Annotated in this window: 12 protein-coding genes and 1 tRNA gene; 3 read left to right on the top strand and 10 right to left on the bottom strand. The window is 69.3% G+C overall.

What is annotated here, in order from left to right; all coding sequences use genetic code 11:
- Positions 1 to 39: 39 nt before the first annotated feature.
- The 4 genes from thrC to argS all read right to left on the bottom strand — a co-directional run bounded on the left by thrC (position 40) and on the right by argS (position 5790).
- On the bottom strand, positions 40 to 1149 hold the full coding sequence (gene thrC / locus Q9R22_RS05020) for a threonine synthase (protein ID WP_064845337.1): 1110 nt from the start codon (positions 1147 to 1149) through the stop codon (positions 40 to 42).
- Positions 1150 to 1211: 62 nt separating this feature from the next.
- Positions 1212 to 2528: a homoserine dehydrogenase gene (locus Q9R22_RS05015; protein ID WP_131332670.1), complete on the bottom strand. Its 1317-nt coding sequence runs from the start codon at positions 2526 to 2528 to the stop codon at positions 1212 to 1214.
- A 156-nt stretch (positions 2529 to 2684) separates the two neighbouring features.
- Positions 2685 to 4115 carry a diaminopimelate decarboxylase gene (lysA, locus tag Q9R22_RS05010; protein ID WP_131332669.1) on the bottom strand — a complete coding sequence of 477 codons (1431 nt, stop codon included), beginning with the start codon at positions 4113 to 4115 and terminating at the stop codon, positions 2685 to 2687.
- Between the two features lie 4 nt (positions 4116 to 4119).
- The gene (argS, locus tag Q9R22_RS05005) at positions 4120 to 5790 is read right to left on the bottom strand and encodes an arginine--tRNA ligase (RefSeq protein ID WP_165489777.1); all 1671 of its coding nucleotides are present in this window, start codon (positions 5788 to 5790) and stop codon (positions 4120 to 4122) included.
- A gap of 123 nt (positions 5791 to 5913) precedes the next feature.
- On the opposite strand from argS, the gene Q9R22_RS05000 reads away from it, so the two are divergent.
- Positions 5914 to 5989 (top strand) — tRNA-Arg (locus Q9R22_RS05000).
- Between the two features lie 97 nt (positions 5990 to 6086).
- Here the strand turns inward: Q9R22_RS05000 and Q9R22_RS04995 are convergent.
- From Q9R22_RS04995 to Q9R22_RS04980, 4 genes are read right to left on the bottom strand one after another with little or no spacing between them, the layout of a single operon-like run.
- Entirely contained in the window at positions 6087 to 6458 is a 372-nt protein-coding gene (locus Q9R22_RS04995) for a hypothetical protein (protein WP_131332668.1), read from the bottom strand.
- Positions 6459 to 6462: 4 nt separating this feature from the next.
- Complete coding sequence (locus Q9R22_RS04990; RefSeq protein ID WP_131332667.1) at positions 6463 to 7371, bottom strand: ABC transporter ATP-binding protein; 909 nt, start codon at positions 7369 to 7371, stop codon at positions 6463 to 6465.
- 4 nt (positions 7372 to 7375) lie between these two features.
- Entirely contained in the window at positions 7376 to 8335 is a 960-nt protein-coding gene (locus Q9R22_RS04985; protein WP_311254110.1) for an ABC transporter permease, read from the bottom strand.
- 5 nt (positions 8336 to 8340) lie between these two features.
- On the bottom strand, positions 8341 to 9327 hold the full coding sequence (locus tag Q9R22_RS04980; RefSeq protein ID WP_064845344.1) for an ABC transporter substrate-binding protein: 987 nt from the start codon (positions 9325 to 9327) through the stop codon (positions 8341 to 8343).
- Between the two features lie 165 nt (positions 9328 to 9492).
- On the opposite strand from Q9R22_RS04980, the gene hrpA reads away from it, so the two are divergent.
- The gene (hrpA, locus tag Q9R22_RS04975) at positions 9493 to 13620 is read left to right on the top strand and encodes an ATP-dependent RNA helicase HrpA (protein WP_131332665.1); all 4128 of its coding nucleotides are present in this window, start codon (positions 9493 to 9495) and stop codon (positions 13618 to 13620) included.
- A gap of 79 nt (positions 13621 to 13699) precedes the next feature.
- Here hrpA and Q9R22_RS04970 read toward each other — a convergent pair whose 3' ends face one another.
- Together Q9R22_RS04970 and Q9R22_RS04965 are read right to left on the bottom strand one after the other, a co-directional pair.
- Positions 13700 to 14128, bottom strand: a complete 429-nt coding sequence (locus tag Q9R22_RS04970) for an HIT family protein (protein ID WP_131332664.1) — start codon at positions 14126 to 14128, stop codon at positions 13700 to 13702.
- A 46-nt stretch (positions 14129 to 14174) separates the two neighbouring features.
- Positions 14175 to 14837 carry an MBL fold metallo-hydrolase gene (locus Q9R22_RS04965; RefSeq protein ID WP_131332663.1) on the bottom strand — a complete coding sequence of 221 codons (663 nt, stop codon included), beginning with the start codon at positions 14835 to 14837 and terminating at the stop codon, positions 14175 to 14177.
- Positions 14838 to 14942: 105 nt separating this feature from the next.
- On the opposite strand from Q9R22_RS04965, the gene Q9R22_RS04960 reads away from it, so the two are divergent.
- Positions 14943 to 15404, top strand: coding sequence for a Fur family transcriptional regulator (locus Q9R22_RS04960; protein WP_064845348.1), 462 nt, complete (start codon positions 14943 to 14945; stop codon positions 15402 to 15404).
- Positions 15405 to 15406 lie beyond the last annotated feature (2 nt).

The raw sequence follows: 15406 nt of genomic DNA, 5'->3' as shown, positions 1-15406 counted from the left end.
GGGTGGCGTGCAACGGTGCGTTATTCACGGCGGAGCCGGTCATTCCAGGCCGAGGGCCGAGGCCACGGAGACCACGTCGAAGGCCACGCGCTTGGGCTCGGCGGCCGTGGGGTCCTCGGCCTCGGCGCCCTTGATCGCCCACTGGGGGTCCTTCAGGCCGTGGCCCGTGACGGTCACCACGATCGTCGCGTCCGTGGGTACCTCCCCGGCCCGGGCCTTCTTGAGCAGACCCGCCACTCCGGACGCGGAGCCCGGTTCCACGAACACGCCCTCGCGGGACGAGAGCCAGCGGTGGGCCTCGAGGATCTCGACGTCGCTCACGGAGTCGATGAGCCCTCCGGACTCGTCACGTGCGGCGATTGCCGTGTCCCAGGACGCGGGGTTGCCGATCCGGATCGCGGTCGCGATGGTCTCCGGTTCCGTCACGGGATGGCCCAGCACGAGAGGTGCGGCACCCTCCGCCTGGAAGCCCCACATGGCGGGGGTGCGGGTGGACACCGCAGGCAGGGTCTCACCCGAGGTGGCCGGGGTCTCCTGCGCGTACTCTCGGTAGCCCTTCCAGTACGCCGTGATGTTCCCGGCGTTGCCCACGGGCAGCACGTGGATGTCCGGGGCGTCGCCCAGTGTGTCCACGACCTCGAAGGCCGCGGTCTTCTGACCCTCGATCCGGTACGGGTTCACGGAGTTGACCAGGAAGACCGGGTAGGACTCGGAGAGCTTGCGCGCGACCTCCAGGCAGTTGTCGAAGTTGCCGTCGATCTGGATGATGTCCGCGCCGTGGGCCACGGCCTGGGACATTTTGCCCATGGAGATCTTGCCCTCCGGCACGAGCACCGCGCTGCGCATCCCGGCCTGCTTGGCGTACGCCGCCGCGGACGCGGACGTGTTGCCGGTGGACGCGCACACCACGGCCTTGGCCCCGGACTCCTTGGCCTTGGTGATGGCCATGGTCATCCCGCGGTCCTTGAACGAACCGGTGGGGTTCATGCCCTCGAACTTGAGCCACACCGTGGAGCCCGTGAGCTCGGACAGCGCCCGCGCCTGGATCAGAGGGGTGCCACCCTCTCCCATGGTGATGACCTCGGTCTGCTTGGTGACCGGCAACCGGTCCTTGTACTCGTTGATGACGCCCTGCCAGACGTGTGCCATGCCGCGTGCTCCTCGGTTCGACTCGTGGCCCCGCGCCGCGTGGTGCGCGGGGCGCTCAAGAATTATTCTCCGGCTTCCACCGGTGTGACGGACACGATGTCCCGCACCACGTCCAGCTCGCGCAGGGCCGCGACCGTGGCCATGAGGGACGCGTGTCGGCCGCTGTGCGTCACGAGCCGCAGCTGGGACATCCCGGGGGCGTCCGGGTCCTCAATCTGCAGCATCGTGGAGATCGAGACCCCGTGGTCCGCGAACACCTGGGCCAGTTGCGCGAGCGCACCCAGTCGGTCCGTGACGGCCACCGTGATGGACAGCCGCGTGGTGGCGTCGTCCATGCTCACGGCGGGCAGCGCCGCGTAGGCGTTGAGCGGGATGCCCTGAGCTCCCAGCGCGATCGCGCGCGCCGCGGAGACGAGGTCGCCCAGCACCGCCGACGCCGTGGGGTGACCACCCGCGCCCTGTCCGTAGAACATGAGGGAACCCGCGTTCGCGGCCTCCACGAACACCGCGTTGTACGCGCCGTGCACACCCGCGAGCACGTGGTCGCGCGGGATCATCACGGGGTTCACGCGCAGATTCACGCCGTCACCGCAGCGCTCGCCCACGGACAGCAGCTTGATCACGTACCCCGCCTCGCGGGCGGCCGCGACGTCCTGCGCCGTGATGCCCGTGATCCCCACGCAGTGCACGTCCGCGATCGTGTAGGTCGAGTGGAACGCGAGGGACGCGAGCACGGCGGCCTTGGCGGCGGCGTCGTGCCCCTCGACGTCCGCGGTGGGGTCCGCCTCGGCGTAGCCGAGCTCCTGAGCCTGCGCGAGGGCGTCGTCGAACGCGGCCCCCGTGGTGTCCATCTGGTCCAGGATGAAGTTGGTGGTCCCGTTCATGATGCCCAGGAAACGGTTGACCCGGTCCCCCGCGAGCGAGTCGCGCATGGGGCGCACGATGGGGATCGCGCCGGCCACCGCGGCCTCGTAGGACAACTGGGCGCCCGAGGCCGCCGCGGCGTCGTGCAGTTCGCGCCCGTGCTCCGCGAGCAGCGCCTTGTTGCCCGTGATCACGGACTTCCCGGCGTTCAGGGCACGCAGCACTCGCGTGCGCGTGGGTTCGATCCCGCCGGTCAGCTCCACCACCACGTCCGCAGCGTCGATCACCGCGTCCACGTCCGTGGTCAGCAGTTCCGCGGGCAGCTCCGTGTCCCGCGGGGCCCGCGGGTTGCGCACGGCCACGCCGCTCAGCTCCAGGCGCACACCGCTGCGCAGGGCCAGCTCGTGGGCGTGGTTGAGCAGCACGCGGGCCACCTGGGAACCCACGGTGCCAGCACCCAACAGGCCCACTTTCAGCACGGGCGTCTCGCGGTCGGTTGCGGGTGAAGTGTTCATGGCTCCTGGTGTTCTGTTGGGGGCTTGCTGTCGGGGCGTGTCAGTGGGTGGGGCCGCGCCCCGCGGGCGGTCGCGGCCCGGTGGGCACGGCGGGGCGGCGTCCGGCGCGGTGGCGGGGTACGACGTCGCTCGCGCCCCTCGACCGCGCCGGCCGGCTCACACCCCGGTGTCGCGGGCGAGCAGATCCGTGAGGGACTCGCGGCGCACGATTTCGCGGGTGTCCCCGTCCGGTGCGACCGCCACGATCCCGGGGCGGGGCAGCCAGTTGTAGTTGCTGGACAGGGACCAGCAATACGCGCCGGTCACGGGCACCACGAGCAGGTCACCCGCGGTGACGTCCCCGGGGAGGTAGACGTCCCTGACCACGATGTCACCGGACTCGCAGTGCTTGCCGACCACGCGCGAGAGCACGGGCGTCTCCTCGGACACGCGGTTGGCGAGCACGGCGGTGTAGTCGGCGTCGTAGAGCACGGGACGGGCGTTGTCGCTCATGCCGCCGTCCACGGACACGTACCGGCGCTGCACGCCCGGGCTGACCGTGACCGTCTTGACGGTGCCCACCGTGTAGACCGTGCACCCGGAGGGTCCGGCGATGAACCGGCCCGGTTCGAAGGACAGGTGCGGGGCGGGCAGGTCCGAGGACTCGAGCACGGAGGCGAGCAACGGGGCGAGGTCCGCGGCGATCGCGGCGACCTCGCGCGGACTGTCCGCGGCGGTGTACGCCACACCGTGGCCGCCACCCAGGTCGATCTCGGGCAGCGTCACGTCCCAGCGCTCGGCCACGGTCTCGCGCAGCGCGAAGACGCGCTCGGCGGCCTGACCAAAGCCCTCCGCCGCGAAAATCTGGGATCCGATGTGGCAGTGCAGCCCGCGCAGGTCCAGTGCATCGGAGGCGTCAACGCATGCAGCCACGGCCACGAGTGCGGGAGAGTCCTCCCCCTCCTGCACCGGGTTCAGCGAGAGTCCGAACTTCTGGTCCTCGTGGGCGGTCGCGATGAACTCGTGCGTGGACGCGTGCACCCCCGGGGTCACGCGGATCATCACGGGCGCGCGGGTGCCGCGGTCGCGGGCCAGCCGTGCCACGAGCTCGATCTCGGCGAGCGAGTCCACGACGATGCGTCCCACGCCCACCTCGAGGGCCCGGTCGAGTTCCTCCGCGGACTTGTTGTTGCCATGCAACGCGATCCGGCCCGGGGCCACACCCGCGGCGAGCGCCACGGCGAGTTCCCCGCCGGAGGCGGTGTCGATATTGAGGCCCTCCTCCGTGGCCCACCGCGCCACGGCGGTGTTCAGCAGGGCCTTGGAGGCGTAGTAGACCTCGAGTTCCACGCCGAGAGGATTCAGGGCGGCCTCGAACGCCTCGCGGAAACCGCGGGCGCGGTCCCGGAAGGTCCGTTCAGAGACCACGTAGCTCGGGGAACCGTGGCGCGCGGCGATCTCGGTCACGGGCACGGAATCCACGGTGACGCACCCCGTGTCATCCCGGGCGTACTGGGACGTGAAGACCACGGGGTCCAGTGCCGCGGGGTCCGCGGGGACCTGCAGCCAGGCCGGGGCGAGCGGGTGGGCGGGAGCGAGTTCGGTCATGGGATCACATCCTTTCGGGAGCGGAGACGCCCAGCAGGTCCAGCCCGTTGGCGAGGACCTGGCGCACGGCGTCGTTGAGCCACAGGCGGGTGTGGTGGACGGGCGCCACGGGGTCGTCGCCCTGCGGGGTGACCCGGCACGCGTCGTACCAGCGGTGGTACGCCCCGGCCAGGGCCTCGAGGTGGCGCGCCACGCGGTGCGGTTCGCGCAGGGCCGCGGCCTGGGCGACGACGGACGGGTACTGTCCGAGCGCGGCCAACAGGTCCGCTTCACGCGGGTGCTCGAGCAGGGACGCGTCGAACCGGGCGGCGCCGGCCTCGTCCGTGTGCGCGACACCGGCGGCGTGGGCGTTGCGTTCCACAGCGCACGTGCGTGCGTGGGCGTACTGGACGTAGAAGACCGGGTTCTCGTTGGAGCGCTTGGTCAGCACGTCCAAATCGATGTCGATGTTGGAGTCCACGGAGTAGCGGGTCAGCGAGTACCGCGCGGCGTCCACGCCCACGGCCTCCACGAGGTCCTCCATGGTCACCACGGTGCCCGCGCGCTTGGACATCCGCACCGCGGTGCCGTCCTTGACCAGGTTGACCATCTGACCGATCAGCACCTCGACGGCGTCCGGGGAGTCCCCGAGCGCGGCCGCGGCGGCCTTGAGCCGGGCCACGTAGCCGTGGTGGTCCGCGCCGAGCATGTAGATGCACAGGTCCGCGCCACGGTCCCGCTTGTTCTTGAAGTAGGCGATGTCCCCCGCGATGTACGCGGCGTGACCGTCCGACTTGATGACCACGCGGTCCTTGTCGTCCCCGTGGTCGGTGGAGCGCAGCCACCACGCTCCGTCCTCGAAGTACAGCGCGTCCGAGGAACGCAGCTGGTCGAGCAGCGTCTCGACCTGGCCGTCCTCGAACAGCGAGTTCTCGTGGAAGAAGACGTCGAAGTCCACGCCGAAATCGTGCAGCGAGGATTTGATCTGGGCGAACATCAGTTCCACGCCCGCGGCGCGGAAGACCTCCTGCGGGTCCTCGGACTCCAGGGCGTCCGGGTGCTGGGCCAGGACCTCGTCCGCGATCTCGGAGATGTACTGCCCGCCGTAGCCGTCCTCCGGGGCGGCCTCCCCGCGGGCGCGGGCCAGCAGGGAACGGGCGAAGCGGTCGATCTGGTTGCCGTGGTCGTTGAAGTAGTACTCCCGCACGACCGAGGCACCCTGCGCATCCAGGATCCGGGCCAGGGAGTCACCCACGGCGGCCCACCGCGTGCCACCCAGGTGGATCGGACCGGTGGGGTTCGCGGAGACGAACTCGAGGTTGATGGTCGTGCCGGACAGGGTGTCCGCGGTCCCGAAGGCGCGCCCCTGTTCCACGATCGACTGCGCGAGCTCACCGGCCGCGGCGGCGTCGAGCGTGACGTTGAGGAAGCCCGGACCGGCGATGTCCACGGTCTTCACACCGGGGACGGCCGACAGGCGCTCGGAGAGGATCTGCGCGACGTCCCGGGGGGAACGGCCCACCTTCTTGGCCACCTGCATGGCCACGGTGGTGGCCCAGTCCCCGTGCTCACGGTTCTTGGGTCGCTCCACCTTCGCGTGCGGGAGTTCGGCGCCGTCCACCGGGGTCAGTTCACCGGCGGCCACGGCGTCTTGCAGGCATGCGGACACGGCGGAGGAAAGTTCTTCAGGAGTCACTGTGCCAGTGTAACGGCGCGGGAGCACCCCGCTCGATCCGCGTCGATTGGTGCGCCCGCGCGACCTGGTAGTATCGTCGAGTTGTCGTCGCGGGCCTCGTTCTCGGGTCCTGTGACACCGCACGCCCGCGTAGCTCAGTGGATAGAGCGTCTGCCTCCGGAGCAGAAGGTCGTAGGTTCGAATCCTGTCGCGGGCACCACGAATGCCCTCCCCTCGGGGAGGGCATTTTCGCGTTTCGGGGACCCCCACGCCCTACGGGGCCGGCACCCGGATCGTGGGTGGTTCGAGCTAGCGGGTCAGCGGTGACCGCGGCGCTGCTGGCGGGTCCTCAGGTGGGGGTTCAGCTCGAGCGGGTCGTACTCATTGACCACGGAGTCGCTGCCGTAGTGCTCTTCGAGCAGTTGGTCCTCCTCCACCGGGCGGGGTGGAGCCGTGCGCCGCAGCACGACCCCCACGATCGTGAGCAGGCCACCCGCCGCGAGGGTTCCGAAACCCACCGCAATCATGGTCCACCCGCGAGTGTTCAAGGGCTCCCCGCCGTGGTCCGCCGCGGCCCGGCTCATGGCCACGAGTGCCTCCGGGAGGGTGAAACAACACACGAACAACAAAAGCAGCCCCACCGCGGTGATGACGGACGTGAAACGTTGTCTGCGGTGGGGCTGCTTCATAAGATCAATGGCCTTCCGGTGACACCCCCGGAGCGGAGGAACCACCCGTTGGGGCGCCGTGGGCGGGGGCACCCCGGGACGGGGCACCGGCCGGTTCGGCGCTGCGAGCTGTCTCCAGAAGCGTAGCGTCATCCAGTGCGGGTTCGCCCGTGGTCGCTTGCAGCGTGCGGAACTCGGCGAGCAGGTCCGCCACGGTGGCCTCGGCCTTCTGCTGCGCGTCCAGCTCGAAGAGGATGCGACCCTCGTGCATCATGATGAGCCGGTTGCCCAGCCGCAGGGCCTGGTCCATGTTGTGCGTGACCATGAGCGTGGTCAGGTGACGCTCGTTCACGATCCGCTCGGTGATCTCCGTGACGTGCTGCGCACGCTGGGGATCCAGTGCGGCCGTGTGCTCGTCCAGTAACAAGATCTCGGGTGCGGAGAACGTGGCCATGAGCAGGGACAGCGCCTGGCGTTGGCCGCCGGACAGCAACCCCACCTTGGCCCCGAGCCGGTGCTCCAGACCCAGTTCGAGGGTCTTGAGCTCCTGCTCGAACTCGTGGCGTCGGGCGCGGGTGACGCCACGCGCGAGACCACGGGAGCGACCGCGGCGCTGCGCGATGGCCATGTTCTGCTCGATGCTCAGGGTGGGCGAGGATCCTTTCATGGGGTCCTGGAACACCCGGGAGATCCACGTGGCCTTGCGGTGTTCGGGAAGCCGCGTGACGTCCCGGTCCCCCACCATGATCCGGCCGCTGTCCGGGATGATCGTCCCGGACACCGTGTTGAGCAGGGTGGACTTGCCCGCACCGTTGGAGCCGATGACCGTGACGAAGTCCCCGGGGTTGACCGTGAGGCTCACCCCGTTCAACGCCACGCGTTCGTTGACCGTCCCGGCGAAGAACGTCTTGCGCACGTCCTGTATGTTCAGCATCCGATCACGCTCCCGTTCGTCCGGACACACCGGCGTCCACGGTGCGCCGGGCGCGGGATCGCACGTCCGCCTGCACCGCTTGCGCGGCCCTGAGGGTGCGGTGGCGCTTCCACCGCTTGTACACGCCGAGCTGTGGCAGCACGAGCGCGATCACCACGAGCACCGCGGAGATCAGCTTCATGTCCGAGGGGTTCAGTCCCGCCTGCAGCGCCACGGTGATCACCAGGCGGTACAGCACCGAGCCGAGGATCACCGCGAGCGTGGCGATCACCACGGTGCGCGTGCCGAAGATGCCCTGGCCGAGGATCACGGAGGCGAGGCCCACGACGATCATGCCGATGCCCATGCCGATGTCCGCGAAGCCCTGGTACTGCGCGATCAGGGCACCGGACAAGCCCACGAGGGCGTTGGACAGGCACAGACCGAGGATCTTCTGCCGGTCCGTATTCACCCCGAAGGAACGGATCATCTCCGGGTTGTCACCCGTGGCCTGCATGGCCAGGCCGGCGTCCGTGTACAGGAACCAGTCCAATGCGAGCTTCACGAGCAGCACACCGACCAACAACAACAACACTCCCACGACCGTCCCCTGCAGCCCGGCCTCGCGCAGGGGCGTGAAGACGGTCCCCTCGCGCAACAGCGCGAGGTTCGCCTTGCCACCCATAAGCCGCAGGTTCACGGAGTACAGGGCGGTCATGGTCAGGATGCCCGCGAGCAACCCGTTGATCCGCGCCTTGGTGTGCAGCAGCGCGGTGATCAGTCCGGCGAAGGCGCCGACCACGAAGCCCACGACGGTCGCAAACCACGGGCTGCCGCCGTGCAGGATCACCATGGCCGCGGTGGCCGCCCCGCTCGTGAAGGACTGGTCCACGGTCAGGTCCGGGAAGTCCAGCACGCGGAACGTGAGGTACACGCCCAGGGCCATGATCGCGTAGATCAGCCCCAGTTCGATTCCAGCGATCACCGGCGTTACTCGATGACCTGGTCGGCCTGGTCCCGCAGGCTCTGCGGGATCTCCACGCCCATGGCCTTGGCGGCCTTGGCGTTAATGATGAGCTTGGTTTCTTTCTGGGACTCCACGGCCATCTCGCCGGGCTTGGCGCCGTCCTTGAGGATGCGCACCGCCATCTCACCGGTCTGCTTGCCCAGGTCCGTGTAGTTGATCCCCTGGGTTGCCAGGGCACCGCGCTCCACGGAGTCGCCCTCACCCGCGATCAACGGGATCTTCTTGGCCTCCGCGGCGGAGATCACGGCCTCGAGCCCGGCTACGACCTTGTTGTCGGTGGGCACGTAGATGGAGTCGGTGTCGAAGGACTCGGCGGCCTGGGCCACCTCAGCCGTGGTGGTCACGGTCTTCTCCTCAACCTTCAGACCCTCGGCCTGCGCGGCCTTCTTGGCCTCGTCCACCTGCACCTGGGAGTTGGTCTCACCGGAGCTGTAGATGATGCCCACGGACTTGGCGCCAGACTTGAGCTTCTTGATGAGCTGGATCTGCTCGGCCACGGGGTTCATGTCCGTGGTGCCGGTGACGTTGGCGCCGGGCGCATCCATGGAATTCACGAGCCCCGCGTCCACGGGATCGGTCACGGCGGTGAACAGGACGGGCTTGTCCGTGACGGCCTGGGCCAGGGACTGGGCGGACGGCGTGGCGATGCCCAGGATCAGATCGTCGTTGGAGGACGCGAAGTTGGAGGCGATGTTGGTCGCGGTGGCCTGGTCGCCGGAGGCGTTCTGCACGTCCAGGGTCAGGTTCTCACCCTCCGTGTAGCCGCCGTCCTTGAGGGCCTGCACGAAACCTTCGCGGGCGGCGTCGAGCGAGGGGTGCTCCACGAACTGCGAGATGCCCACGGTGACCTTCTTGGTCTCACCGGACTGCCCACCGTTGTCGGATCCGCAACCCGTGAGCAGCAACGCCGCGGTGGTGGCCACGGCGGCGACCGGGAGTAAACGCTTCATGACGGGTAATTCCTTTCCCCGAGGATCAATGATGAGTGGATATTATCTAACAATCGGTCGAAAAAGAGACGCAGCTCACATGTGCGGACAATCGGGCGCGTCGTCGGGCTCCCGCAGCGGCCCGTGGGCGCGTGTCGGCCGGGGCCCGTAGACTCTTCCGTTGACATGACTGAGCCCCGCATCCAGCCCCGCATCGTGTACCCGGACGACCTCCCCGTCAGCGCGCGCCGGGAGGACATTATGGCCGCGATCCGCGATCACCAGGTCGTGGTGATCGCGGGTGAGACCGGTTCCGGCAAGACCACCCAGCTGCCCAAGATGTGTCTGGAGCTGGGTCTGGGGGACGGCGGTCTGATCGGTCACACCCAGCCGCGCAGGATTGCGGCGCGTTCGGTGGCCGAGCGCATCGCCCATGAACTCGGGCAGCGCGTGGGCGACACCGTGGGCTACCAGGTGCGCTTCACGTCCGAGGTGGGCAAGGACTCGCGGATCAAGCTCATGACGGACGGCATCCTGCTGGCCGAGATCGGCCACGACCCGCAGCTGTCGCGCTACAACGCGATCATCATCGACGAGGCCCACGAGCGCTCCCTCAACATCGACTTCCTGCTGGGCTACCTCAAGCGACTGCTCCCCCAGCGCCCGGACCTGAAGGTCGTCATCACGTCCGCGACGATCGACCCGCAACGCTTCGCCGAGCACTTCGTGCTGGCGGACCCGCAGCACCCGGACGCCGATCCAGAGCCCGCCCCGATCATCGAGGTCTCCGGGCGCACCTACCCCGTGGAGATCCGCTACCGACCACTGGCCCAGGAGCGCAGCGGGGACGGCGGCGAGGACGAGGACAACACCGGCGACGGGCTCGTGGACGAGGACCGCGACCCGATCGACGCCGTGTGCGACGCCGTCGTGGAACTCTCGCGCGAACCCCGCGGGGACATCCTCGTGTTCTTCGCGGGCGAGCGTGAGATCCGGGACGCCCAGGACGCGCTGCACAAGGTCATCGACTCGCACCGCTCCCTGGCCGGGACCCAGATCCTGCCGCTGTTCGGGCGGCTGTCCATGGCCGAACAGAACCGCGTGTTCGCGCCGTCCTCGCACCGCCGGATCGTGCTCGCGACCAACGTGGCCGAGACCTCGCTCACGGTCCCGGGCATCAAGTACGTGATCGACCCGGGCACCGCCCGGATCTCCCGGTACTCGGCGCGCACCAAGGTCCAGCGCCTGCCCATCGAGCGCATCTCCCAGGCGTCGGCGCGGCAGCGCGCGGGGCGCTCGGGGCGTACGTCCGACGGCGTGTGCATCCGGTTGTACTCCGAGGAGGACTTCGAGTCCCGGCCGGAGTACACGGACCCGGAGATCCTGCGCACGAACCTCGCTGCGGTCATCCTGCAGATGATCTCGGTGGGCGTGGTGGAGCAACCCCACGACATCACCCAGTTCCCGTTCGTGCAGAAACCCGATGCGCGCGCGGTCAAGGACGGCGTGGTGCTGCTGCGCGAACTCGGTGCCCTGCGCTCGGGCGCGGCGGACGCGGGCGACGACGCGGCGTCGTCGTCCGCGCGTGACGGGCACCGGGGGCGGCGCTCGCGGTCCGGGCGCCACCGCGGTCGGCAGAGCGGACCGCGGGGTCCGCTGACCCGCACGGGCGAGGTGCTCGCCGCGCTGCCGGTGGACCCGCGACTGGGCCGGATGATCGTGGAGTCGCAGCGCCGGGGGTGCGTGCGCGAGGTGCTCGTGCTCACGGCCGCGCTCACGGTGCAGGACCCGCGGGAACGCCCGCTCGAGAAGCGCCAGGCGGCGGACGAGTTCCACGCGCGCTTCCGCGACAAGACCTCCGACTTCCTGTCCTACGGTCTGCTGTGGCAGTACCTGCAGGAGCAGCAGAGCGAGCTGTCCTCGTCCCAGTTCCGCAAGCTGTGCCGACGCGAGTACCTGAACTTCCTGCGGATCCGCGAGTGGCAGGACCTCTACGCGCAGTTGCGACAGATCGCACGCCAGGTGGGGATCGATGCCGGGGCGTCCCGGGAGATCGACGTCGCCTCGCACCAGGAGGCCGTGCACAAGAGCCTGCTGTCCGGGCTGCTGAGCAACATCGGCGTGCGGGACGAACGCACGCGCGAGTACCGCGGCGCGCGCGGGACCAAGTTCGCGATCTTCCCGGGCTCGGCCCTGTTCAAGACGTCCCCGGACTGGCTCGTGTCCGCGGAGCTCGTGGAGACCTCCCGATTGTGGGCGCGCACCAACGCGGCGATCAAGCCCGAGTGGGCCGAGGAGATCGCGCCGCAGCTCGTCAAGCGCAGCTACTCTGAACCCCACTGGTCCCGTTCCCGCGGAGCCGTGATGGCGTACGAGAAGGTCACGCTCTACGGGCTGCCCGTGGTGTCCGAGCGGCCCGTGTTGTTCTCCCGGATCGATCCCGAACTCTCCCGGGAACTGTTCATCCGCCACGCGCTCGTGGAGGGCGACTGGCAGACCCGCCACACGTTCGTCAAGCGCAATCGCAAGGCCCTGGCCCAGGTCGAGGAGCTCGAGAACCGCATGCGCCGCAAGGACCTGCGCGTGGACGACCAGGTGCTGTTCGACTTCTACGACGCGCGCGTGCCCGCGGACGTGGTCTCCCAGCGGCATTTCGATGCGTGGTGGAAGAAGGCCCGCCAGCGGGACGAGCACCTGCTGGACCTCACTCCCGAGGACCTGATCGCGCCCGAGGTCGCGGAGCTGGACACGGCCTCCTTCCCGCGGTCCTGGACCGTGGCATCCCCGGACGGCGAGCTGAGTCTGGACCTGGACTACGAATTCGCGCCCGGGGCGGAGACCGCGGACGGCGTCACGGTGCGGGTTCCCGTGCTGTTCCTGGACCGCCTGGCCCCCGAGCAGTTCGAATGGCACATCCCCGGGCTGCGTGTGGAGCTCGTGACCGCGCTGATCAAATCGCTGCCCAAGGCCGTGCGGCGCAACTTCGTGCCCGCCCCGGACACCGCCGTCACCGCCGTGAAGCACCTGGACGCCGAGTTCGATCCGGCCCGCGATTCTCTCCTGGAGTCCCTGGCCACCGTTCTGCGGCGGTTGCGGGGCCACCCCGTCCAGGCCTCGGACTTCCACCCGGAAGCCCTGCCCGCCCACCTGCGCATGCGCTTCGAGGTGCGCGACGCCCGCAACTCGGTACTGGGCCGGGGCGACGACCTCACGGAGCTCAAACAGCGGTTGCGGCCCAAGGTCCGCGCGGCGCTCGCCGAGTCCCTCGGGGGCGCTGCGGCCCAGCTGTACGACGCCGCTCGGGGCAGCACCGAGGGTTCGGCCTCCTCCGGTGACGACGCCGCCGCGGCCCGTCGCGGTCGCGGCAAGCGGGGCTCGGCGCGACCGGTCCCAGGGACTTCCCCCGGATCCGGCGCACCCCGGGCCGCCTCGCTGGAACGCACCGACCTCACGGCGTGGCCCGAACCCGATCCTCCGCGCCGCGTGGAGACGACCGTGGCGGGTCAGACGGTCACGGGATACCCCACACTCGTGGCGGTGCGGGACACCGATGCTTCGCAGCCACCCCGCGTGGACCTGCGGATCCTGAGCGACGCGGAGGAACAGCGCGCCGCGCAACGCGACGGCGTGATCGCCCTGCTGCACCGGACCCTGCCGTCCGTGCACCGCTATGTGGTGGACCACCTGAGCCAGAAGGAACGGTTGATCTTCACCCAGAACCCCCACGGTTCGGTCGAGGCGCTCATCACCGATTGCACGATCGCCGCGATCGACCGGCTGGTACCCGAGGAGCCGCCGTTCACGCGGGACCAGTTCCGGGCGGTCGCAGAGCACGTACGCGCCGAGCTGATCGACACGGTCTTCGCCGTCACCGCGCTCGTGACCACCGCGCTCACCGAGTCCAACACCGTGCGCAAACGGTTGAAGAAACCCGGGTCACTCGGGGCGGTCGCCGCGTTCAAGGACATGTCCGAGCAGCTCTCCCGCTTGATCCATCCCGGCTTCGTGGCCCGCACCGGGTGGCGGGCCCTGCAGCACGTGCCGCGCTACCTCGCGGGGATCAACGTGCGCCTGGACAAACTCTCCGGCCATCTGCAGCGGGACGCCGTGGCCATGCAGACCGTGCACGATCTCGAGGCCGAGTACCGCGCCGCGGTGGACGCCGTCCCCTCGACCGTACCCACGCCCGCTGCGCTGCGGGCCGTGCGCTGGGACCTCGAGGAACTGCGCATTTCGTTCTTCGCGCAGGAACTGGGCACCGCGCACACGGTGTCGGAGAAGCGGATCCGCAAGCGGTTGCGCGAGCTCGGCTGAGTGACACCGGCGGTTGAAGCCCGCCGGCGACGGGTGCAATGCACCTGCCGCCCGTGCCCGTGAGCGAGGCCGTCGGTCGCTACTGTTGCGGGACCTCGTCGTGGTGGCCCTGGGCCTCGAGGGCCTCGCGGATCCGGCGGGCCGACTCGTCCAGGACCGCGGGGTCCGGGTCCTGATCCACCTGGGCGAAGTCGAACTCCTCGATCGAATTGGTGGGCCACACGTGCAGGTGGGTGTGGGGCACCTCGAAGCCCTGGATCATGAGCCCCACCCGTTTGGGCGTGAACGCGGCGTCAATGGCCTTGCCGATGAACTGGCTGACCTTCATGAGGTGCATGGCCAGCTCCACGGGTAGGTCCACCCACGCGTCGATCTCCTGGCGCGGGACCACCAGGACGTGGCCCTGGGACAGGGGCTGGATGGACAGGAAGCCCACGCAGTGCTCGTCCGCCCAGACGAACCGGCCGGGCAGTTCGCCCTCGATGATCCTGGTGAACACTGAACTCACGGTGATGTCCTTTCCGTCGGGTGGGACCGGCTGGTGGCCGGATGGGTCATGCGGTGCGGAGCTCCACGCTCTCGCGAGTGTCCAGGTGCCGGTACTCGGTCCCGTAGACCTGCGAGAAATGCTTGACCTGCTTCTCCACGACACCGAAGCCGGTCTCGGAGAGCAGCGCGTCGTGGATCTGGTACACCCGTTGCGCGCGGGTCGCGATGATGAAGTCGATGACTTCGGACATCTTGGACCACGGGGCGTGCAACGGGACCAGGACCGTGGGAACGGTGAGCCCGTGCGGGACGGTGAAGGAGTCCCCGGGGTGGAACACGGCGTCGTCGATCACGTAGCCCACGTTGGCGATGGTGGGGATGAGGGGGTGGATCAGTGCGTGCTGACCCCCGTACGTGGCCACGGAGAACGGCCCCGCGGTGAACGTGGTGTCCGCCGACACGGCGTGCAACCGGTCCGTGTCCCTGATGTGCTCCGCGAGCTTCTCGATCACCTGGCCCGGGGCATGCACCGTGAGCTCGGGATCCGCCGAAAGGACGGCGCCCAGCCGCTCGGCGTCGTAGTGGTCCGGGTGCTCGTGGGTGATGAGGACCGTGTCCGCTCCGCGCAGTGCCTCCTCGACCTCGGAGAACGTACCCGGGTCGATCACGAGCACCGCGCCGTCCTTCTCGAGGCGCACGCACGAGTGGGTGAACTTGGTCAGCAACATGGCTTCACCCTAGCGGCTCGGTCCGGCCGTGACGACGCCGCCTGTGCATGTCCGCGCCGCACGTTAAGATGTCCCGGACGACCGCTCGCGGAAAGGACACCTGGGTTGAGCACCAAGACCACCGGAACCGCGGAGGTTCGCAACACCAAGCAGCGCCGTGCCGTGACCGGCGCGCTGCAGGGGTTGGAGGACTTCATCTCCACGCAGGACCTGCACCGGCTGTTGCGCGATCGCGGACAGTCGGTGTCCCTGGCCACCACGTACCGGATCCTGCAGTCCATGGCCGAGCTGGGTCAGGTGGACGTGCTGCGCAACGCCGAGGGCGAGGCCATCTACCGCCGGTGCGAGGCCGAGCACCACCACCATCACATCGTGTGCCGCTCGTGCGGCGCGGCCGTGGAACTCGAGGCCCCGGACGTCGAGACATGGGCGGAGGAGACCGCGCGCCGCTACGGCTACGCGGACGTGGACCACACCGTGGAGATCTCCGGGATCTGTGCCGAGTGCGGGGCCCGGGGCCGCGTCGAGTCCTCCGACGCCCGAGAAACCGCGAAACCCGCCCGGTGACC

Origin of the sequence: Kocuria sp. PD6, assembly GCF_031844145.1 — a bacterium.
In the GTDB taxonomy this organism is placed as follows: domain Bacteria; phylum Actinomycetota; class Actinomycetes; order Actinomycetales; family Micrococcaceae; genus Kocuria; species Kocuria marina.
This window is presented reverse-complemented; position numbering and strand designations above follow the sequence as displayed.